17 protein-coding genes are annotated in these 22,074 nt (G+C 56.2%); 13 read left to right on the forward strand and 4 right to left on the reverse strand.

Going from position 1 to position 22,074, the window contains the following annotated elements; all coding sequences use genetic code 11:
- Window positions 1-100: 100 nt before the first annotated feature.
- The 13 genes from HMPREF1121_RS03145 (at window position 101) to HMPREF1121_RS03205 (ending at window position 13,732) form a co-directional block, all read left to right on the forward strand.
- Window positions 101-841, forward strand: coding sequence for a hypothetical protein (locus tag HMPREF1121_RS03145; RefSeq protein ID WP_044114593.1), 741 nt, complete (start codon window positions 101-103; stop codon window positions 839-841).
- 63 nt (window positions 842-904) lie between these two features.
- Window positions 905-1,162, forward strand: coding sequence for a YtxH domain-containing protein (locus HMPREF1121_RS03150; protein ID WP_009432436.1), 258 nt, complete (start codon window positions 905-907; stop codon window positions 1,160-1,162).
- A 135-nt stretch (window positions 1,163-1,297) separates the two neighbouring features.
- Window positions 1,298-2,158, forward strand: coding sequence for a hypothetical protein (locus tag HMPREF1121_RS03155; protein WP_044114594.1), 861 nt, complete (start codon window positions 1,298-1,300; stop codon window positions 2,156-2,158).
- A 48-nt stretch (window positions 2,159-2,206) separates the two neighbouring features.
- On the forward strand, window positions 2,207-3,088 hold the full coding sequence (locus HMPREF1121_RS03160; protein WP_044114595.1) for a carbohydrate kinase family protein: 882 nt from the start codon (window positions 2,207-2,209) through the stop codon (window positions 3,086-3,088).
- A 290-nt stretch (window positions 3,089-3,378) separates the two neighbouring features.
- Complete coding sequence (locus HMPREF1121_RS03165) at window positions 3,379-4,098, forward strand: hemerythrin domain-containing protein (protein ID WP_044114596.1); 720 nt, start codon at window positions 3,379-3,381, stop codon at window positions 4,096-4,098.
- 90 nt (window positions 4,099-4,188) lie between these two features.
- On the forward strand, window positions 4,189-4,800 hold the full coding sequence (locus tag HMPREF1121_RS03170; protein WP_044114597.1) for a helix-turn-helix transcriptional regulator: 612 nt from the start codon (window positions 4,189-4,191) through the stop codon (window positions 4,798-4,800).
- Window positions 4,801-5,317: 517 nt separating this feature from the next.
- Window positions 5,318-6,457, forward strand: coding sequence for a DNA polymerase III subunit beta (gene dnaN / locus HMPREF1121_RS03175; protein WP_009432475.1), 1,140 nt, complete (start codon window positions 5,318-5,320; stop codon window positions 6,455-6,457).
- Window positions 6,458-6,487: 30 nt separating this feature from the next.
- Window positions 6,488-7,258, forward strand: coding sequence for a 3'-5' exonuclease (locus HMPREF1121_RS03180; RefSeq protein WP_044114598.1), 771 nt, complete (start codon window positions 6,488-6,490; stop codon window positions 7,256-7,258).
- Window positions 7,258-8,466: a bifunctional phosphopantothenoylcysteine decarboxylase/phosphopantothenate--cysteine ligase CoaBC gene (gene coaBC, locus HMPREF1121_RS03185; RefSeq protein ID WP_198019153.1), complete on the forward strand. Its 1,209-nt coding sequence runs from the start codon at window positions 7,258-7,260 to the stop codon at window positions 8,464-8,466. Before HMPREF1121_RS03180 ends, coaBC begins: the two co-directional genes overlap by 1 nt.
- A gap of 35 nt (window positions 8,467-8,501) precedes the next feature.
- The gene (locus HMPREF1121_RS03190) at window positions 8,502-9,398 is read left to right on the forward strand and encodes a type IX secretion system protein PorD (protein WP_044114599.1); all 897 of its coding nucleotides are present in this window, start codon (window positions 8,502-8,504) and stop codon (window positions 9,396-9,398) included.
- Between the two features lie 18 nt (window positions 9,399-9,416).
- Window positions 9,417-11,084, forward strand: a complete 1,668-nt coding sequence (gene recN / locus HMPREF1121_RS03195; RefSeq protein WP_044114600.1) for a DNA repair protein RecN — start codon at window positions 9,417-9,419, stop codon at window positions 11,082-11,084.
- 738 nt (window positions 11,085-11,822) lie between these two features.
- Window positions 11,823-12,419 carry a LemA family protein gene (locus HMPREF1121_RS03200; RefSeq protein ID WP_044114601.1) on the forward strand — a complete coding sequence of 199 codons (597 nt, stop codon included), beginning with the start codon at window positions 11,823-11,825 and terminating at the stop codon, window positions 12,417-12,419.
- A gap of 17 nt (window positions 12,420-12,436) precedes the next feature.
- Window positions 12,437-13,732, forward strand: a complete 1,296-nt coding sequence (locus HMPREF1121_RS03205; RefSeq protein ID WP_084151925.1) for a TPM domain-containing protein — start codon at window positions 12,437-12,439, stop codon at window positions 13,730-13,732.
- Between the two features lie 89 nt (window positions 13,733-13,821).
- Here the strand turns inward: HMPREF1121_RS03205 and HMPREF1121_RS03210 are convergent, their stop codons facing one another.
- From HMPREF1121_RS03210 to HMPREF1121_RS03225, 4 genes are all read right to left on the reverse strand, one after another.
- The gene (locus tag HMPREF1121_RS03210; protein WP_044114603.1) at window positions 13,822-15,438 is read right to left on the reverse strand and encodes a RagB/SusD family nutrient uptake outer membrane protein; all 1,617 of its coding nucleotides are present in this window, start codon (window positions 15,436-15,438) and stop codon (window positions 13,822-13,824) included.
- Window positions 15,439-15,453: 15 nt separating this feature from the next.
- Window positions 15,454-18,678: a SusC/RagA family TonB-linked outer membrane protein gene (locus HMPREF1121_RS03215; RefSeq protein ID WP_044114604.1), complete on the reverse strand. Its 3,225-nt coding sequence runs from the start codon at window positions 18,676-18,678 to the stop codon at window positions 15,454-15,456.
- Between the two features lie 464 nt (window positions 18,679-19,142).
- On the reverse strand, window positions 19,143-20,513 hold the full coding sequence (gene tig / locus HMPREF1121_RS03220; protein ID WP_044114605.1) for a trigger factor: 1,371 nt from the start codon (window positions 20,511-20,513) through the stop codon (window positions 19,143-19,145).
- Between the two features lie 134 nt (window positions 20,514-20,647).
- The gene (locus tag HMPREF1121_RS03225; RefSeq protein ID WP_044114606.1) at window positions 20,648-22,048 is read right to left on the reverse strand and encodes a hypothetical protein; all 1,401 of its coding nucleotides are present in this window, start codon (window positions 22,046-22,048) and stop codon (window positions 20,648-20,650) included.
- Window positions 22,049-22,074 lie beyond the last annotated feature (26 nt).

The following is a 22,074-nucleotide window of genomic DNA, read 5'->3' on the forward strand; positions in this document are numbered from 1 at the left end:
TACCTCGATCACGAGGCGGGGAAGCCTTCCTTATTTAGCTCCTTCTTCTCAACATCATCCCGATGATAGTGAGATAGAGCTTTTTCCTTAGATTTGCCGTATGAATAAGATAACGACTGCCCTACTCGGACTCTCCACACTCCTCGGCATCTCTGGCTGCGGAGCAAAGCAAAGCAATAGTCAACAGACTATGAATGAGGATGACGGCTACACATTCGTCGCTACGCTCTTCTGCTCCACGGATGGCCCCAACAGTAGCCCCGCACACTACTACCTCAAGAATCCTGACGGCACCCTCTACCTGGATATCCATAACGAGGAAAACGACCTTACGCCCGATACCCTACTCGATGGTAAGATCTTCGTCTACTATTGGAATGTCGTGAGCTACGCCTTCTTCTGCAAGAGACCAGAGGCGGGCAAGCCTATCGAAGTACGCGTCGGAGATGAATGGAAGACCCTCGAGAGTAGTGCCCATATCCAGATCGACAGCACGGGGAAGTTCCTCCAGCAATATACGTACGTGCCGAGAGGAGAGGAAGGCGAACGTCTCCCTTTGGACTTCTACCCCAACCCGAAAGTTGCCCCAGGAAAGAAGATCACCCTCATACAAGACAGCTTCGGGAGAGGATTCTTCATCCGCGATGTCCAGGGTGAATGGATGAAGATACAGGGTATAGACTACAGTGCATGCCCCGACAGAGAAGGAGTAATCGAAGAGGAAGAATGGGCGAAGGTCTCCAAGGCCTCCGAAGTCAATCCCAGCTACTGGATTCACTGGAGGGAGGGTAGCAAGATACTTATCTATCCAAATGAGTTCATCCACAAATACAGTGTATAGTCAAGAAATAATCTTACCTTTACACTGTTCATACATATATTAATCTCTAATCGAACAAAGATTATGTCTAAGTGCTCAAATGGAAACGGAAACTTCTTCCTCGGTGTGCTCATCGGCGCAGCCGCAGGGGCAGCCGCAGCTTACTTCTCCGATCGTCGTAAGCGCGAAGCTTTCTCGGATAACTTCTCCAGCAGCGTAGAGCGCGCTCGCGACAGCATCGTCGAAGGGTACTACGAAGCGAAGGACCGCTATAATCGCTACCGCAACAAGCTCACCGAAGAGACCCACGATCTGCTCGATGAGATTCAAGACAACGATTAGTCTTCGCACGCGAAGTCAGTCCTAAAAGGCCGAGGCGAATACACGAGGGCAGCGCTCCCCACAGGGAGGTCTGTAGCTCCGTGTATTCGCCTCGCTTTCTTCTCCCTCCATATATTCTAAGTATACATAGCGCATATGAAGTCTAAGCAAAGTGGATTCTCACTGCCTAAGTTCGTCCATCATCTCGGTCACCTCAGCCGTGAGCGTATCGATATCACGGCCCTATCACTGGGAGGATCGATAGCCCGTGGCACCGCGAAGATCGTCTTCTGGGTGCTGATTGCTTTCCTTTTCTTCTTCCTCTTCCTCGCGCTGAATATCGCTTTGGGCTTTACGCTCGGCACTTGGAGTGGCGAATCCCCTGCGATAGGCTTCCTCTATCTGGCAGCTGGCTATGTCGGGCTCATCTTGCTGACAGTGCTCCTGCGCCCCTTGATCACCAAGATCGTACGTGATACCGTTGCCCGCCGAGCACTCGCTCAGACACAGCGTCTGAATGTGCGTCTCGACCTCATCCCCACCTTCCGCAAGCAGCGCTACAATAGTCCCTCCCGCACTATACACGAGCGTGGCTCGTACCTCGTCCTTGAGCAGGCTCGCTATCAGACGCTCCTACTGCAGGATGAGACTTTCCCCGAGGTCGCACGTGGCTTGACTTATATCCGCGACCACGGCTCTGAACTGGTCACCTCCTATGTCCGAGGCGAGGCGATCAACTATGCTACGACCATCCCCGTCGTCGGCACCATCCTCAACAAACTCGGCTATAAGTCCACCCGCCATCAGCGCGTCATCGGTACAGGTGGAGCTGACTCTACCCATGGGAAGCTCGGCAAGTACAGCAAGTACATCCCCTATGTACTCTCCATCTGGGAGATCTTCGCCCCCGCTCTCATCGGTGTGGCAGCATCTCAAGCACAAGGCTTCTTCCTACGACTCTTCACCAAGAGAGCCACGAACGTCACGAAGACCAAGAAACCTTTCTGGCGCCGATAGCCCCTCCTTCATCCGATCCATCCACACACTATCTATTGACTCTACCCAATGAAGAAGTATACTATCGTCGGCATCGGTGAGCTGCTCTTCGATGTCTTCCCCGACCGCAAGGCCCTTGGTGGCGCACCGACGAACTTCGCCTACCACTGCCAGCAGCTCGGGCACGAAGCTATCTCTGTCAGCGCTATCGGGCGTGACACCTTAGGTGAAGAGATCAAGGCCGAGATCCAGGCACGCCAGCTACCTACCATTCTACAAGAGACAGACTACCCCACCGGCACGGTACAGGTCACCCTCTCTGCTACGGGAAGCCCCACGTATGAGATCTCCGAGGGCGTCGCGTGGGATCATATCGCCTTCACCGACGAGCTGCGAGCTTTGGCACAGCGCACTGATGCCGTCTGCTTCGGTTCGCTCGCACAGCGCCACGAGGCATCTCGCACGGCGATCCTCAGCTTCCTCAAGGCGATGCCCGAGGGAAGCCTACGTATCTTCGACATCAACCTGCGCCTGCAGTACTATACCCGCGAGACGATCCACACATCCCTGGAGCATGCAGATATCCTGAAGCTCAACGACGAGGAGGTGCCCATCGTCGCACGCCTCTTAGGGCTCGAGGGCGATATGGAGGCCGTCTGCCGTCAGGTGCTCACCGACTACAGTCTGCGCGCAGTCATCCTCACCCGCGGGGCAAACGGATGCTCGATCTATCATGAGAAGGGAAGTGTCTTCCATCCATCGGCCTGCATCAAGGTAGCCGATACGGTAGGTGCTGGCGACTCCTTCACCGCAGGCTTTGTCTCAGCGCTATTAGTAGGAAGAAGTCATCTGGAGGCTGTCGCACTTGCCACACGTGTCGCCGCCTTCGTCTGCAGCCATCACGGCGCTATGCCCATGCTACCGAGCGAGTATCGTGTAGTCGAGGCATAGGTATAAAAGCTGACCTGGCCATCTCTCCCGAGATAGCCAGGTCATTCGATTTATCACTTAAACGGTTTACTATTTACAAGAGTCAATTGCTTCTAAAGCCGTATCACTCTCACAATGCAAAGGTAGACCAACCCCAGAGAGGCCACAATACCCATTTGTAATGATTATCTGCGCCCCATCTACCTAATTTAGTGGATTGTACTCGGTAGGATAATGCTCTACCTTTGCCCTACATTCATCGGGCTAGCCTCCAAGCACAGCCTCCACAGTATCCCTCAACGACTTGATCAATGAACTCATACAGACACCTCCAAGGTCACACCTACGTCACGCCCTTCACAGCTCATACCCGCATCAGTGACGTCATCTTAGGCAGCGCCAGCGCACTGCTCATCACCTCGCGCTTCGGCATCCCCTTGGGCTTTGGTGACCAAAGCATCGGCCAGGTATGCCAAGAGCATGGTGTCGATGTCAAGACCTTGCTTCTCCTCCTCAATAGCTCGATCATCGATGGATACGAGCCCACGCCCGAGCTCATCGCCTCGGTGCATCTGGATAGCCTACTGAAGTACTTGATCAATTCGCACTCTTACTTCCTCGACTTCCGCCTACCGTTGATCCGCCAGCGCCTCCTCTCGGCGATGTCGAACTGCCCCCAAGACCTAATGTATGTCATACGCCGCTTCTTCGATGAGTACGCCGAAGAGGTGCGTAAGCATATGAACTACGAGGACCGAGTCGTCTTCCCCTATGCCCGCAAGCTCATGGCAGGCGAGCGCGACAGCAACTACAACATCGGCATCTTCATCAAGCGTCACGACCAGATCGAGCTCAAGATCACCGAGCTCAAGAACCTCCTGATCAAGTACTACACCGCTCCGACGGGCTACGAGATGACCGCCGTGCTCAACGATATCTTCGCCGTCGAAGTCGACCTCGCTGGTCACAACTATATCGAGGACGTGATCTTCACCCCCTTCATCGAATATCTGGAGAGCCAGCAGGCCTAAGGTCACACCGCCTACTCGCACTCCCCACAGCGGGCATCACTATAGACCAAGGACCCGCTCTACTCTACCCCACCCAAGCTGATATATCCCATGGTCACGCCTATCAAGATAGCTGTCGCAGAGCCGTCCTCCATCGTCCGATCGGGGCTGGAGGCTCAGCTGCGCAAGCTCCTCCACTATAAAGCCCAGATCATCTACCTCCTCGATGACAACCGTCGTGAGTGGCAAGACATCGCCTCGGTCATCTCTGCGGATATCTTCATCATCAATCCCCTCCTGACGGGTCCTACCCCACGGGCTTGCCTTCCCCATCTCCCTGAGCACACGAAGCTCATCGCACTGTGCTACGGGCTATATGATACGGGCATTCTCAAGGAGTTCGACGCTGCGATTCACCTCTCCGACTCCCCCACACAGATCTCCGACACCATCGACCAGCTCCTGCAGAGCGAGCCTTCAGCAGTGCCCCTCGCCTCGGACTCACAGACCCTCACACCACGCGAACGTGAGATCATCATCTGCGTCGTCAAGGGCATGACGAACAAGGAGATCGCGGGGCAACTCTATCTCTCGACCCACACCGTCATCACCCACCGACGCAACATCTCGAAGAAGCTGCAGATCCACAGTCCCAGTGGCCTGACGATCTATGCGATCATGAATAAGCTCGTCGAGCTGGAGGACATCAAGCAAGACCTCTAAGCGTCATGCCCCTCCGGGCGTAAGTTCACCTCCATATCTCAGCGCTCCCCAATAGCGGTTCCTTCGATAAGGACGCTATTGGGGAGCGTTCGTTTGCAGGCACTTCGCCATACGAAATGGCACATCATTTCTCTTGAAGAAAAGCTCCAAGTCACCTCGAAGAAACACGCATTTCATCTCAGGAAAAGGAGTGACGCAGTAGTGTAAAACCTTCGTCTACGTGCGTAGTCATAAAGACCATGCAGGAGGATCATAAGCTCTACGCACGTAGATTTAAAGACCAGACACATAGACCAAAGAATAGTCGTAGACCTTCAGGGAAAAATTCGCTTGAGAATGAAAGAATAGATGCTATTCCAAAGGCTTATCTATGAGGAGGATTGCGACGCATAAAAAGGGGTATGCCTTGGTACTACTCTATAGAGCGACACCGCTGACGGCGCGCCTCCCGTAGCAGAGCGCTGATCCAGCGGGAATTCCGTATATTTGTATACTACAAAAATTACATTCGCACAGCATGAAATTTACTGTCACCAGCAACGACCTGCTCCTGCAGCTCCAGGCTGTAGCCAAGGTCATCAATCAGAAAAGTGTAGCAGCAGTCCCCGTACTCGAAAACATCCTCTTCGAGCTTCAGGGCAACATACTTACCCTCACCGCCGCAGACCAGAGCAACCGCCTGACCTGCGCTCTCGAAGTCAACAACCTCGGGGAAGATGGCTCCTTCGCCGTACGAAGCAACATCATCCTCGACGCTATCAAGGAGCTCTCCGACCAGCCTATCGAGATCGACGTCGATAGCGAAGGCGGGAAGGCTACCATCACCTATAGCAACGGGCACTACAGCTTCCTCTCTACCTCTGCAGACATCTATCCTCAGGGTATCGAGCTTGACGAAGCTCGCACCATCGTCATGCCCGCTCAGAGCCTACTGAAGGGCCTCGAGCGCACCCTCTACGCTGCCAGCGATGACGACACGCGCCCCATCATGACGGGGGTCTATCTCGACTTCTTCCCCGAGAAGCTCATCACGGTAGCCTCCGACGGCCGTATCCTCGTGCGCTACACCGACTCCAACATCAAGTGCGGTGAGACGGCATCCTTCTGCCTCCCCGCTCGTATCGCACAGCTCCTGACCCGCGGGATCCTCGCGAAGGAAGCAGGCGAAGTGACCATCAGCTTCGACGGGCGCAACGCCAGCTTCTCTATGCCCAGCGGCTCGCTCACGGCACGTCTCCTCGAAGGGAAATTCCCCAACTACAACTCCGTCATCCCCACCAGCTCGGTACACAATATCATCGTTGACAAGGATCAGCTCTTCTTCGCTTCGAAGCGCGTCTCGCTCTTCTCGAACCGTGCCAGCAGCCTCGTGATCCTCGACTTCGCTGATGACTCGATCCGAATCACCGGTCAGGACCTTGACCTCTCGATCGCAGCTGAGGAGACGATCTCCTGCTCTGGCCAGCAGGCTGGTACGCGTCTGCGCATCGGCTTCGACTTCAGCTACCTGCAGCGCCTCCTGCAGAACGTGGCGAGCGAGCAGATCCAGTTCAGCCTCAACGACCAGACGCGTGCTGGTGTCATCACCCCGCTCACCAGCGACGAAGGTATCGACATCACCGCCCTGATCATCCCCATGAAGCTCTTAGGCGAATAGTAGCCGAGGAGCACTACACCTATTGCATACATGAAGCTTAATCTACAGCGCCCGATCGTCTTCTTTGACCTGGAGACGACGGGCGTACAGATCACTCGTGACCGCATCGTCGAGATCTCGATCCTGAAGATCAGCCCCGACGGTGAGCGCGAGACCAAGACCCGACGCATCAATCCCGAGATGCCCATCCCCGCAGAGGCCTCTGCCGTGCATGGCATCACGGATGCCGATGTCGCAGACTGTCCCACCTTCGCGCAGGTAGCACGCAGCCTCTATGCTTGGCTGGAGGGCTGTGATATCGCGGGCTTCAACTCCAACCGCTTTGACGTACCGATGCTCGTCGAGGAATTTCTCCGTGCTGGCGTCGCTGTGGACTTCGATGACCGCCACTTCGTCGACGTGCAGACGATCTTCCACAAGATGGAGCGCCGCACACTCGAGGCTGCCTACAAATTCTACTGCGACAAGACGCTGGAGAATGCCCACTCGGCTGAGGCGGACACGCTGGCCACCTTCGAAGTCCTCGAAGCCCAGCTCGACCGCTATCCCGAAGACCTCAAGAACGATATCCCCGCGCTGGCAGAATTCTCTACCCACGGGCGTCGTGTGGACTTCGCTGGGAGCCTGGCGTACAACGACAAGGACGAGATCGTCATCAACTTCGGTAAGTACAAGGGTGTCCCCGTCAAGGAGGTCTTCCGTAAAGACTCTGGGTACTACAACTGGGTCATGGGCGCACAGTTCCCGCTCGAGACGAAGCGCTGGTTCTCCCGCCTCTACCAAGAGACACGTAAGCTATAATGGGCATCCTTAGCGGTAAGCACATCGTCCTCGGCATCTCGGGGAGTATCGCGGCATACAAGGCCGCCGTCTTGACGCGTCTTCTCGTACGCAAGGGAGCGGAGGTACAGATCGTCATCACCCCCGCGGGGAAGGAGTTCATCACGCCCATCACCCTCTCAGCACTGAGCTCACGCCCCGTCATCAGCGAGTTCTTCAGCGGACGTGACGGCACGTGGAATAGCCACGTCGACATCGGTCTGTGGGCAGATGCTATGGTCATAGCACCCGCTACCGCCGCCACCATCGGGAAGATGGCACACGGTGTAGCGGACAACATGCTCCTGACGACCTACCTCTCGATGAAGGCTCCCGTCTTCATCGCTCCAGCGATGGACCTGGATATGTTCGCCCATCCCTCGACGACGGACAACCTCGACCTGCTGAGCCAGCGTGGCAACTTCATCATCGAGCCTCAGTCAGGTGAGCTTGCCAGCCACTTGGTCGGTAAGGGGCGCATGGAAGAGCCCGAAGGTATCGTCGCTGCACTCGAAGACTTCTTCTCCTCTACCCTCGACTATGAGGGGCGTCGCGTAGTCATCACGGCTGGGCCGACGCACGAGCCTATTGACCCCGTACGCTTCATCGGCAATCACTCTACGGGCCGTATGGGCATCGCCCTGGCGGAGGAGTTCGCTCGTCGTGGAGCGGAGGTAGACCTCATCCTCGGCCCTTCGTCGCTCAAGCCCTCCGAAGCTGTCCGCACCACCCGTGTGACGACGGCCGAAGAGATGCTACAGGCTACGGAGGAGGTCATCGAGGAGGCTGACATCGCTATCTTCTCGGCTGCCGTCGCCGACTACCGCCCACGCTATCACTACACGGAGAAGATCAAGCGTGAGGGACAGGCGGAGATGGAGCTTGAGCTCGTCCGCAATCCCGACATCGCTGCTACGCTCGGCGCCCGCAAGCGCCCCGAGCAGTTCTTCGTCGGCTTCGCCCTCGAGAGCAATGCCGGTGTCGAGGAGGCTAAGCGTAAGATGCACGCCAAGCACTTCGATGCTATCGTGCTGAATAGCCTGCAAGATGCTGGTGCTGGCTTCGCCCATGAGACGAACAAGGTCACGATCTTCGACCGTGAGGGCTCTATCGAAGCCTACGAGCTGAAGAGCAAGGATGCTGTAGCCCACGACATCGCGAGCTTCATCATCAAGCGCCTCGGCGAATAACTCTCCCCCTCATCCGCCCCATCAAGTCAAGCCTGATGCGTCTACTCCACCTCGTCCTACTCATCCTCTCGCTGGGGCTTCTGCCACTACGAGCGCAGGAGCTGCGGGCAACGGTAGAGCTACATACAGAGGCGCTGGGTAGCGAAGGGCAGATACACTATGAGGGTCTGCGTCGCCAGCTCACCGACCTCCTCGGTCGCACACGCTGGACAGACCTTGCCTACAAGGAGGGAGAGCGTATCGATGTCTCCTTCATCTTCACCTTGCACGAGCGCAGCGAAGCGGGTGAGTACAAAGGCGAGCTGGTCATCTCCGCCCGTCGACCCGTCTACGGCACGGACTATATGAGCCCGACGCTTCTCCTGCGCGATCCCAGCATCACCTTCACCTACCTACCAGGCGACCCACTCACCTATCAGGAGACGGAGCCCGAGCATCCGCTGGTGGCGCTCTGCTCCTTCTACGCGCTGTACGTCATCGCGAGCGACCTTGATAGCTTCTCTCCCCTCGGAGGTAGTCTCCTCCAGCCTCGCCTGAGTGCCCTCGTGGCCTCAGCTATGAGTCACCCCGACTGGAAGGGCTGGAGCAGTACCGAGCGTGGTCTGTCACGCACGCGACGCTTGGAGTACCTGACCTCGCAGGAAGATGAGCGCTACCGCCAGTGCTGGTACCGCTACCACCGCGAGGGCTTAGACCGCCTCTCCTCCAGCCCTGAGGAGGCCCGTGAGGTCCTCCTTGAGGTCACTAAGGAACTCGTGGAGCTTCGCAAGATCCGCTCCCGCTCGGTCGCACTCTCCGACCTCGAGCAGACCAAGCTCCCCGAGCTTATCCAGCTCTTCCGCTCCGCCCCCCAAAGCGAGCGTCTTCTTCTCTCTGAGCGCCTTCGCCAGCTCTTCCCCACCGCGGGAGACCAGCTGCAGGCACTCCGCTAATCCCCGCTTCACTCAGTTATGCTTCAGAGTCTCAGCATTCGGAACTTCGTGCTCATCGACGAGCTCACCATCCAGTTCACCCCACACTTCTCCGTCATCACGGGTGAGACGGGTGCTGGTAAGAGTATCCTCCTCGGTGCGATCGCCCTCCTGATGGGGCAGCGCGCTGATAGCTCCACGATCCGCCCTGGGGCTGAGCGCTGCGTCATCGAAGCCCGCTTCACCCACCTTGACGCAGCCGTGGGGGCCATGCTCGAGGAGGAAGATATCGATAGCGACGAGGAAGAGTGCATCGTGCGCCGTGAGATCACGGCCAAGGGCAAGAGCCGCGCCTTCGTCAACGATACCCCCGCCTCGCTCCAGCTCCTCAAGCGGCTGAGCGAATACCTCATAGACATCCATTCGCAGCACAAGAACCTCCTCCTCGGCGACGCAGGCTTCCAGCTCTCCGTCCTCGATCTGTACAGCGGAGAGCTACCCTTACTCAGCGAATATCAGGCAGCCTTCCGCACCTTCCGTAGTGAGCAGCGTGCCTACGAAGAGGCTTGTCAGGAGGCCGAAGAGCTGAGACGCGAGCAGGACTACCTACAGTTCCAATACGACCAGCTGGAGGAAGCAGAAGTGGAGTCGGGCGAACTCGAATCGCTCGAAGAGGAAGAGCGTCAGCTCTCCCATGCCCAAGAGATCCGTGAGGAGCTCAGCAGTGCGGCCTCTGCCCTCGAGGATGACGAGCACGGCGCTCTACCCGCCCTCTACCATGCCCTGCGCTCCGTCGAGAGCATCCGCCGCTACCACACGCCCGCCGCTGAGTGGTGTGAGCGTCTGGAGAGCGCACGTATCGAGCTCCAGGACCTGGCGAGCTCGATGAGCGACGAGGCGGAGGAAGTGACCTTCAGCCCGAAGCGTCTGGCGAAGGTCGAGGCACGCCTGGATCTCATCCGTGGACTCCTGCACAAGCATAGCCTCACGAGCTGCGACGAACTCATCGCCCTGCGTGATGATCTCTCCAGCCGTCTTGAGCAAATCAACTCCTCTGACGAGCACCTCACTGCCCTCTCCGAAGCCCTCAAGAAACGCGAAGCCGAGGTTCTCCGCCTCGGGAAAGCCCTCAGTAAGACCCGCACCAAGGCCGCTCGCACTATCGAAAGCGCCCTCATCACCACACTCCACGAGCTGGGCATGCCCCACGTGCGCTTCGTCATCCGTCAGGATATCTTAGACGCTCCCACCCTTCACGGGCTGGATCATGTCACCTTCCTCTTCTCCGCGAATAAGGAGATCGAGCCCGAGCCCGTGGCAGAGATCGCCTCGGGTGGGGAAATCTCCCGCCTCATGCTCGCTATCAAGGCACTCATCGCTGACCGCCGTAGCCTGCCCACGATTATCTTCGATGAGATCGATACGGGCGTCTCGGGCGAGACCGCCGAGCGCATCGCCACGATCCTCCGCCGTATGGGCGAGAGCATGCAGGTCCTGGCGGTGACGCACCTCCCTCAGATAGCCGCAGCGGGCGAAGACCACTTCTACATCTACAAAGAGCACGGCGAGGCAAGCACCCGCAGCTACATCCGCCACCTCACCGCAGAGGAGCGCATCGACGAGATCGCGCGTATGCAGAGCGGTAGCAAGCTCACCGACGTCACCCGTGCCGCAGCTAAGGCACTCTTAGAGACCGCGCAGAGCTAAGCTCCCTCCCAATACCCTCCCCTTCACTTCATACGCCTCCCGCCGCAAGACTCTCGTAGGTCTGCAGCGGGAGGCGTAGCTCTATACCGCACATGGAGGTAGAGGTAGAGATATCAACCTATATTGAGATTGTGGCCGAGAGTCCTGTCCCCTACTTGGTGTGCTAAGGTATCGCACGCCCAGCTACCCGATATGCCTTCTCCGAAGTGATCGGGCAAGCCCTTCGCCTTATCGCGAGTATTCCTCTTATCCTGTGGAGGAAAAAGTGTCCTTCTCACGAAGAAAAAAGCGTCTTCATGTAGTGGTTTTCTTCTATCTATGTACGTAGTCTTAAAGACCAGGCACGTCAGTCCAAATATCCACGTACGTAGATATTAGAGCCACGTATGTAGACCAAACTTATCTGCCACTCGTCCGCAACTTTTTATCCCTACGCGGAGCAACAACCTATATAGGTTCGCCCGCTGACCAATATAGGTTCATATCCCCCCACCTATGACATGCGAAGGAGCGGACTATAGCTGGGAGCCATTACCCTCCATAGAAGGCTATATCACCCACGCCCATAGCCCTCTATCTGACTCAAGAAGAGAAAGGCCTGCAACGCAAAGAAGTCCGACTTTTTATGTACCTTGGCACAGTCTTTGTACATAGTACATCAAGAAGTAAGTATTCACTAACCTCCGTCGTCTTGTCGGGATATACTCCCCTGAGACGGCCTAAAACAGTAAGCAAACAATGAAATTCCCTAAGTGGGCTATTGCAGTAGCTGTCATCGTCCTCCTCGCCATCTGGGGGATCTCTAAGTACAACGGCCTCGTCACTATTGACCAGAATGTCAAGAACAAGTGGAGCCAGGTAGAGAACCAGTACCAGCGTCGTAGTGACCTCATCCCCAATCTGGTGAATGTCGTCAAGGGCTATACTTCTCACGAGCGTGAGACCCTCGAAGGCGTCATCAATGCCCGCAGCAAGGCTACCTCGACGACGATCAATGCCAACGATATGGACGAAGCTGCACTGAAGCGCTTCCAGCAGAATCAGGATGCTCTCTCCTCTGCCCTCTCTCGTCTGATGGTCGTCGTAGAGAAGTACCCCGACCTGAAGGCTAACGAGCAGTTCCGTGACCTCTCCTCACAGCTCGAAGGGACGGAAAACCGTATCACTACGGCTCGCCGCGACTTCAATGACGCTGCTCAGCAGTACAACACGCACCGCAACAAGTTCCCCACCGTCATCGTCGCTGGGCTCGCAGGCTTCCGTGAGCGCCCCTACTTCACGGCTCAGGCTGGTAGCGAAGTAGCACCCACCGTCGACTTCTCTACGGAGAAGTAATTCCCCACTAAACGACTATGCGCTACAGGATGGATAGAGCGCTCCGACATCTCCTCCTGCTCGCCCTCATTAGCCTCTTCCCACTCGGTCTCTGGGCCGAGGGGACGGTCTATACGCCCGAGCTCGTACCGAATGTCTTCACGACCGACAGCACGCGTCTGCTCTCCGACCCCGAGGGCTACATCAGTGCTGAGGGGCGAGAGCGCATCGATGCGGCACTCTACGAGATCCGTCGCACGACGGGGGTAGAGTTCGCCACGGTCATACTCCCGAGTATCGGGGAGCGAGATATCGAGAGCTTCTCCACGGACCTCTTTAGGCTATGGGGCTTGGGCTCGAAGACCCGCAATGATGGGCTCCTGCTGCTGGTCGTCATGGACCAGCGTAAGGTGCGCTTCGAGACTGGCTATGGGATGGAGGGGATATTGACCGACGTCCGTGCCAGCCGTATCCAGCGACAGTACATCATCCCGCTGATGCGCGAAGGGGACTATGACGGAGCGATATATAATGGTGTCGTGGCCGTAGGTAAGGTACTCCAAGGAGAGGAGTACACCTCCGACCGCAGGACAGCACGTGGCGAAGGGGAGTCCTTCACCTTCATGCTGTGGCTCCTCTACGGTGTCTTGGTATTCTCTGCTGGATATAGCGCCTTCTCCAGCCTCTATGAGGAGAAGCTCCGTAGCCGCACACCGCGCTTAGCCAGAGAGCGCCTTCCTCTGATCGAAGCCCGAGCTAAGACCCACCCCATCCTACTCTACATCATCTGCCTGCCCGTAGGGCTACTCTATCACTTCTATGCACGTCGGGTGCTGAACGAAATACGCCACCTCGCCAGCTCCTGCCCGCAGTGTAGACAGGATAAGATGGCTCCCCTCGCTCCGGCTGAGGCCTGGCGCTATCTGACGCCTGCCGAGCAGAAGGAGATGGAGATCGGCTCACGCCCCTACTCGGTCTATCAGTGTAGCCACTGTCACTATGCGGAGACCGCTGGGCGTGACATCAGTGACGCATGGACACGCTGCGAGCACTGTGGAGCCCGCACGGTAGCCCTTGAGCGTACAGAGCTCATCGATGGAGGGCGCTATGAGCGACGACACTACCGCTGTCGCAACTGCGGACACGATTCGCATAGCGACCATCGCCGTCAGTCAGATAATGATGAGCTCTTGAGAGGCATGCTCCTCGGCGCTCTACTCAACTCAGGTCGCAATAGAGGCGGCTGGGGTGGCGGAGGCTTCGGCGGCGGATTTGGCGGAGGCAGCTTCGGTGGAGGCTCCTCGGGTGGTGGTGGTGCCACCGGTGGCTGGTAGCCTCAGCTCCATACCCCTTAGATACGAATTAGCCCCTACGACTCACAGTGAGTCGTAGGGGCTAATTCGTTTAGTCAGTACAGAGAGCCCTAAGGATTCTGCTGACAGAGAGGATTGACCTTGATCTCTGAGTAAGGGATCTTGAACTGCCAGTTCTTATCGTCGGGCGTCTTAGGCATTGTCTCGAAGGATGCATTTTGGTTCTTCGCGATAGCCTCCTGGTACTTCGTCTCACCACCACCAGGACCGGCGAAGTCCTTAATGATCTGGAAGTTCTTCGCTGCAAGGCGATTGGGCACGATACCCAGGCGCTTCATATCGAAGAAGCGTACCCCCTCGAAGAGGAGATCCAGGCGCTTGTGCAGAAAGATCTTCTCGATCAGGGCATCCCCCGTCTCCGTGGGCTGTACGAAGTCAGCATCGCGCGTCTTCACTACCGTGTAGAGCGTCGTCTGAGCTGCCGTACTCTTACCCTGACGAGCCTCAGCCTCCGCCTGGATGTAGTACATCTCGCCGAGTCGCATGATGAGGACGTCGCCCTTACTTGAGGCATGATTCTGTACACGATACTTCATGCACTGCCCCGTGATCTCAAAGCCTGGCACTCCACTAATCAGAGGGAGGTAGCCGGCATCAACATTCTCTGGGATGTTCTGATCCAGGTCATAGCAGTACCACCACTTGCGACGTACGTCATTGGGTCCCAGCTGGTCGAAGATATTTCGGTTCACAGCGAAGCGGAAGTGGTCCTGCCAGCCGTTATCGAAATTCGTCGAGTACTGGGCGAGGAAGGTACCATAGCCTTGGTTCTGCGTCTCAGCATAGCGGTAGCCCCACATCCACTCGTTGGCGGTGTAATCGTTGAAGCCATCGAGGAGCTCTTCACCCACCTGGAGCTTAGAGTTAGCGTTTGCGATAGCCTCCTTAGCATAGGTCTCCGCTGCAGCCCAGTCGGACTTACAGAGAGCCACACGCGCAGCGATACCACAGACCGTCGAGTAGCGTAGGTGGTTGCGCGAATTATTCTGATCCAGATCCTTGAGCGTCTCCATAGCCATCTTCAGGTCCGACTCGATGAGCGCATAGGCTTCAGCGACCGTACCACGGCGAGCCTTTTCGTAGAGCTGAGCGTTAGTCGCTTCATCAGTACGCATGACGACCCCAGGATCGCTGGCTGCCGTCGAGGCATTGTAGCGCTTAGCATAGAGCTGGACAAGCTGATGATAAGCATAGGCGCGGAAGGCATAGGCTTCCCCTACGGAGTAGCGGATCTTCTTATCCTTACGCTCCTCTTCTGTCAGGGTTTTCTTGAAGCCTCGGATAGCGATATTCGTGTGCTGGATGAGGGTATAGTAGAAGTCCCAAGCCCGGAAGTTGATGACGTCATCCCCACGCTCATTATGCGCTCCCAGATAGGTGTACTCTCTTAGGGAAGCAGGCTGCGTATTGATGACATCGTCGCTCATCAGGTCAAGGCGCAGGTTGAGCGAAGGTGCTCCAGCCCCGAAGCCCTGACCAAAGTTATAGGCGTACATCATACTATGTAGCCCATTGACGATCCCCAAGAGCCCTTCTTGGGTCCCTTCAGCTTGCTTGTCCCCCAGTGAGGTGGTGGAGGACGTTTCGAGGAAGTCCTTCTTGCATGCTGGGAGCGTGAGCAAGGTCACACCAGCAGCTATAGCAAGGTATGTATGCAATCTCTTCATGATCGTAGGCAAAGATTAGAAGGTGACATTGAGAGTCGTAGTGAAGGTGCGGGCAGCAGCATAGCCGACAGAGTTATGGACTCCTGTGTAGCCGCTGAAGGGGTTGAGCCCTTTTCTCTTGGAGAGGATAAAGAGGTTCTCAGCAGCGAAGGTGAGGCCAACACCATCGACCCCGAGCTTCTTAGCGAAGCGCTTGGGGAGATCGTAGCTCATCGAGATACTCTTCAGTGCAAGGGCAGTCGAAGAGATGAGCCAGCGGTCAGAGGTCATCGTCGAGAAGTTCTGTGGGTCTGCATCGAGGCGAGGGACGTCAGTGACCTGCCCAGGCTTGCGCCAAGCACGATAGAGGTCAGGGTGCATAGCTGTCCCCGTAGTAAGGTCACGTGACATCATGCTCTGATAAAGACCATCGTAGGACTTACCACCGATCTGATAGGCAAAGACGAAGTTGAGGCCAATATCCTTGTAGCGGAAGTTCGTGGAGAAGCCACCATAGACATCAGGGATAGATGAGCCCGCATAGTGCTTGCGAGCCTTTTCCCCATTCTTCGTGTAGGTAGCGCGCTCACCCGTAGCTTCGAGGCCAGGTTCATCAGGATACTTCTCCCGGTCGAGACGGTACATAGCCTTACCATCAGCTGGATCTACCCCGAGGTATTCGTAGAGGTAGTAGTCATAGAGACTACGACCTTCCAAATACTTCTTCGTCCCGACGATGATACCATCCTCACGATTGAGGTCAGGGAGCTTGACGATCTTATTCTTCAGCCACGTAGCGTTAGCGCGCAGGCTCCAGGAGAAGTCACCGATACGCAGGATCTTAGCGCCGAGCTCGAGCTCGAGACCATAGTTGCGGACCTTACCAATATTACGGTCGATGCTGGCGACACCCGTCGAGGCAGCGAGCTCATACTGGAAGAGCAGGTCCTTCGACTCCTTGTTGAAGACTTCGATCGTACCATCGATTCGGTCAAAGAGACCGAATTCAAGAGCTACGTCAGAGGTAATCTGAGTTTCCCACGTCAGGTCGGTATTCCCGACATGTGCTACACGCAGCCCAGGCTCATCGAGGTTATTGCTGGAGCCGTAGGTAGTCTGATAGGGATAGTAGCTAGATAGACCGTCATTCCCCGTCTGCCCATAGGAGCCACGGAGCTTGAGGCGGTTGACCCAAGAGACGTTCTTCATGAACTTCTCGGAGTTGATATTCCACCCAGCACCGACAGCCCAGAAGTTCCCCCAGCGGCTGTTCTTATGGAAGCGGCTGGAGCCATCTCGGCGGTAGGCCAGTGAGAGATTGTAGCGGTCGCTGTAGTTGTAGTTGAAGCGACCGAAGTAACTTTCCTTGCGATAGACATCGGTGCTGGAGTTGACCGAGCGTACCTTGGTATAGTTGGAGAGCTCATCGATGACGATGAACTTCAGGAACTCCTTCGAGCCCGACATACCGAAGGTCTCGAGATCATAGCTCTCATGGGCGATGAGCCCTTCGAACTCATGATCCTTACCCAGCTTCTTCGTGTAGTTAGCGAGCTGTGTGAAGGTCAGAGTCGTGCCACGACCTACATCCACATTGAGCACACCCTGAGGATTATCCCCCGTCTTATTATTGAATCGGACCTTAGAGCGGGTATTACGCTGGTCGTAAGCTACCTGAAGTGAGAGCTTAAGCCCATCAATAGGCTTAATATCGAGATGTGCACGGCCCATCAAGGCATCACGCAGCGACTCATTGTGGTCAAGGTAAGCCAGCTCGATCGTATTGTAGTTCTTACGATAGGGGCGGGTGCCGCTGTGGTCATAGATCCTATTCCCGCGGTCATCGAGGACGTATGCTCCCGTCAGCGGGTCGTGGACATGGATCGGATAGATAGGAGCGACAGTCTGGGAGAAGTGTGCACCATTGGCAGAAGCACCACCGAGCGAGCGAGGACCTTCGGAGCGTGTGTGCGTCAGCCCAATGTTCGTACCGAGCGTCAGCCAGGGGCGGATATCATACGAGAGGTTAGCACGGAGGTTGTAGCGCTTGTAGCCTGACTCGATCATGAAGCCACGCTCGTTGAGGTAGTTCAGCGAGAGGTATGACTGGAGCTTATCGGTACGGAGACCTCCACTGAGCGTGTACTCACCACGATGGCCCGTGCGGTAGAAGGCATTGTACCAGTCGAGGTCATCGCCATAGAGGAGGCCATTGATCTCGGGATTCAGCTCACCAGTAGGAAGGAGTATACCAGGATAAGCACCCTTAGCAGGGCCACCCTTAGAGAGATGATAGACCCCATTGGCGTCCTTACGATAGTAGGAGTCGATACCACTATAGGGATTGTACTTCAGCGCTTGATAGGTCTGGAGAGCTGCGATCGTACCGAGCTCTTCATCAGTCTTATTCTTATTGCGCTCATTGTAGCGTAGCGTGTTGTACCACTGCTGCCAGCGGACCTTGTAGTGATCCATGGTACCGATCTTATCGTACTCAGGAAGCCCACGGACGGAGAATCCTTGGCTGGTAGAGAAGGTAAAGTGAGGCTGACCAGCCTGCCCAGCATTGCGCTTCGTGGTGATGAGGATAACCCCATTACCTGCACTGGAGCCGTAGAGGGCGGTGGCAGCAGCGTCCTTCAGCACAGAGATATCAGCGATATCCTGCTGAGCGATATCCGAGATACGGCCCGTATAGACGGCACCGTCGACGACGTACAGAGGGGCTGAGGAGGCATTGACCGAGCCGAAGCCACGGATACGGATATCTGCTTCGGAGCCAGGCTGACCCGATGAGGTCGTGACCTGCACCCCTGCGGCAGCACCGGCCAGAGCGTTCGAGGCATTAGAGATAGGTCGGGCTGCAAGCTGCTTGCCACTGATCGAGGCTTGTGCCCCGACGAGGCTCTGCTTCTTCTGCGTACCATAGGCTACGATGACAACCTTGTCGATGGCCTGCTCATCGTTGTCCAGGAGGATGCGAAGTTCTTTGCCCGTGATGGTGACGACCTTACTGGCATAGCCGACGCTCGACACACGTAGCGTGCGAGCTCCCTCGGGGAGATGAAGGGTGAAGCGTCCCTTCGGGTCGGTCAGCGTACCGATGTTGGGATAGTCTACAGACTGGACTGAGGCCGGGACGATGGGCTCTTTGTCCTCCACAGAGAGGACGATCCCCTTGACGGTGATCTGCTTCTTTTGAGCCCATGCTACTCCTATCGAAAGAGTTAGGAATAGGAGTAAGAGTAAACTCTTCTTCATTTGCGTCTTTGGGTAACTAAGGTGAAACGGATGGGATCTGACGACGGGTGGAGTGGACCTCATCCGCCCCCCTGCTGGAGAGTGATGAGATACACATCGATTAAAGACTCTCCCCTACTCGTGTAGGTTGGTGTTCGCAGCGGGAAGGGAGGGTCTGAGAGAGGATGGTACGGCTGTGCGGGTCTACTCGGAGTGCCTACTCTCGTGAATGAAGAGGTACTCAGGGCATGCGTTTAAGACTTATCGCTCAGCCATAGGGAGAAGGTACGTCGGTGAGGGTAATGCGCTGGTCGGAGAGGATCGCGTAGGTGTGTCGGTGTGTCTCTCCTTGTCTATCTTGATGGTAAAGGTAGGAAACTTCTTATTAAATACCAATCTCTCAATACCAGATAATACAAAAAGCCCCGCCGCAGGGATCTGCGACGGGGCTTCTGTCTATCTATCTGCAGGGAAGACGGCGGGGCTTAAGCCTTCGTGTCTTCGCTCATCAGCTTGTTGAAGTCTTCGGGAGATACTTCCTTCTCCGTGACGGTGATCGCTTCCTTAGCGATAGCAGCGAGCTTGGAGTCAGCGACGCGGTCGATGAGGTTCTCCTTCGTGCGCTCATCCTTGAGCATGCTCTGAGCGTAGTTCTCAAGCAGTTCGTCGGGCACAGAAGTCATGCCGTACATAGCGAACTGATTCTTAGCTACGATGAGGGCGAACTTATTGACGTCCTCATCAGAGATCTGCACACCAGCAGCCTCGAGGAGCTGACCCTTGATGCGGTCGAAGGTGATGTCATCGAGGATCTGTGGCATGTCACGATCGAGATCTTCGACCTTAGCCTCAGCGTTGCGAGCGAGGAAGATGCGCTTGAGCAGAGCTTCGTCGTAAGCTACCTTGCCAGCCTTCTTCAGAAGGAGGGCACGCAGGTCACGCGTGAACTTAAAGTCACTCTCGGTGGCGAACTGCTCAGCGAAACTCTCCTGGATGTTCTTACGCAGAGCTTCTTCGCTGCGGATGTCGCTACCTTCGCCGAAGGCTTCGGTGAAGAAGGCTTCGTTGAGCTCAGCAGCTTCGCGGCGTGAGATCTTCGTGATCTGGTAGGAGAAGGCTACACCCTCGAGGGCGGGGACAGCTTCCTTCTCGATCTGGAGGAGTGAAGCGATCTCAGCAGCCTGACCGTCATAGAGAGCGAAGGGCTCGAAGGTGATCGTATCACCGAGTTTAGCACCGATGAGCTTAGCCTTCTCAGCTTCACTCTTAGTGAAGCGGGGGAGGATCAGCGCCTGAGCAGCTTCGATACCGCCTTCCTTGGGCTGACCATCAGCGAGCTCGAGGGCACGGCCGTAGACGACGTCGTTGTCCTCTACAGTGTCAGCTTCGATCTGCTTACCAGCGTTCTCAAGCATACGCTTGATCTGCTCGTCTTCCATTTCCTTGGTAGCGACGATGCGGTAGTAGGTGAGCTTGTCCTTCTTCTCGAGCTTAGCTTCGATCTTAGGAGCGAGGGCTACGTCGTAGGAGAATTCGAAGTTCTCTTCCGTAGCGAAGTCGTACTCCTTAGCGTCCTCTACGGGCAGGGGATTGCCGAGGATCTGGAGCTTCTCTTCGTCGATATAGCCGAAGAGAGCGCTGACGACAGCACGGTTGATTTCCTCGACCTTGACCGAGGTGCCTACCTGCTTCTTGATGAGGCCGAGGGGTGCGTGGCCCTTACGGAAGCCAGGGATAGAAGCATTCTTCTGATAGTTCTTCAGTGCCTTATCTACTTGGGGTTGGTAGTCTGCTGCACTCACCTGGACGGTGATGACAGCTGCTACATCGGAGGTCTGCTTAATCGATACAGCCATTCGTCTTTTATTATTTTAATGTATACTATGCTTATTCGTAATATCTGTCGGGTCGGGTAAGGAGGTGAGATCTCTGTCCACAACACCCTAACAAATTGAGTGCAAAGGTAATCTAAATAGACTACTTAGACAAGCTACCGCAAGCCTGCACCACGGGCGATCCGCTCACGAAGGATCTCGGTAGACTTCGGGTCGTCGAGGATCTCGCCGAGCAGGGAGAGGAACTTCGTCACACGCGTCTCGGGGGTCAGCATCTCCTCTACCGGCAGAGGAGCCGACGAAGGAGCATCTCCCGAGGGGAGGACGAGCGCCGTCAAGAGCACCTGCGTCACGAAGAACGTGAAGGGCTGCATCTCGGGAGGGAGGAAGTCAGCACGCTCACGGAGGGGGAACATCGGGCGGTACGTGTGGATGAACTTGTAGAAGGGCCCGATGATGAAGGGATTGATGTGTTGCAGGATCGAGGAGAGCTGCACAGGAGTGAAGTGCTGGAGCGTCTCGACATGCATGTAGAGATGCTTGATCTCGAGGCGCTTGATGGCGAGCGAGACGGGGTTCTTCCACTCCTTCAAGCAGTCGGCATCATTGACGTAGACGAAGGTTGCCTTCGCCCCCTGCTGTATGGGCTGCTTGAGGAAGGTCTGCTGTGAGACCACCTGCACGGGCAGATGGATGTACTCGCTGTACTGCAGGAGGACGGACTGCCAGAGCAGGACATCAGTCTCATTCCCTACGATGATATAGCCCTTGTTGCGCTCGACCTCTCCCTGATAGACCTCCTCGACGAGGCGAGCCAAGAGGTGCATATAGAAGGGATGCTTGAGACCGACGATGAAGCCAAAGCCATTCAAGCAGAGGTCATAGAGCAGGTGCTCGACCTCGGAGTAAGCAGGATTGATCTGCTTCTTATCCCAAGGGATAGCCTTCTCGGGATAGGCAGAGCTGAGCTCGGTCTTCCACTGACTGAGTTGGGCACACTCCTCTGCGAACTCCTGCACATCCTCGTAGCAGCGGAAGGAGGATGAGATCGCCAGTGCCTCCTCACAGATCTGCTCGAGGAGGTGATAGTTGCTCTCGGGGAGGATCCCTTCGGGAGAGAAGTACTTCTCCTTCAGACGCTCGTACTCGGCACGGTACGCATCGCCTACACGGAGACGGATGCTACGCCCGCCCTTGTAGCTGACATAGATAGAGGAGTATTCGGCAGCATAGCTCAGTCCAGCCCAGGGGTAGCCTGGGACGTGCTCCTCGAGGAAGAGCGATACCGCCTCGAGGTGCTTACACGTACCGAGACCATTGGTACGGAAGTCCAGACAGGAGCAGAAGTTGCGATCGCTCTGTACGCCACGGAAGGCGACACGGTAGCGGCCGGTGCTGCTACAGACGAGGTAGTCACCCCAGATGCGGTTCTTGTCGAGGTGCTCCACGGTGAAGTCACTCTCGCGTGCGTTCTCACGGCGGAGGGCTACCTGCCACTCCTCGATCGTCATGTTGTCGGGACAGATCTTGTTGGATAAACGGTTTCCAAGTTTCATGGGTGTGGTGGTTATAGTGTTAGGGG

The organism is Porphyromonas sp. KLE 1280 (assembly GCF_000700805.1).
Classification (GTDB): Bacteria; Bacteroidota; Bacteroidia; order Bacteroidales; family Porphyromonadaceae; genus Porphyromonas; species Porphyromonas pasteri.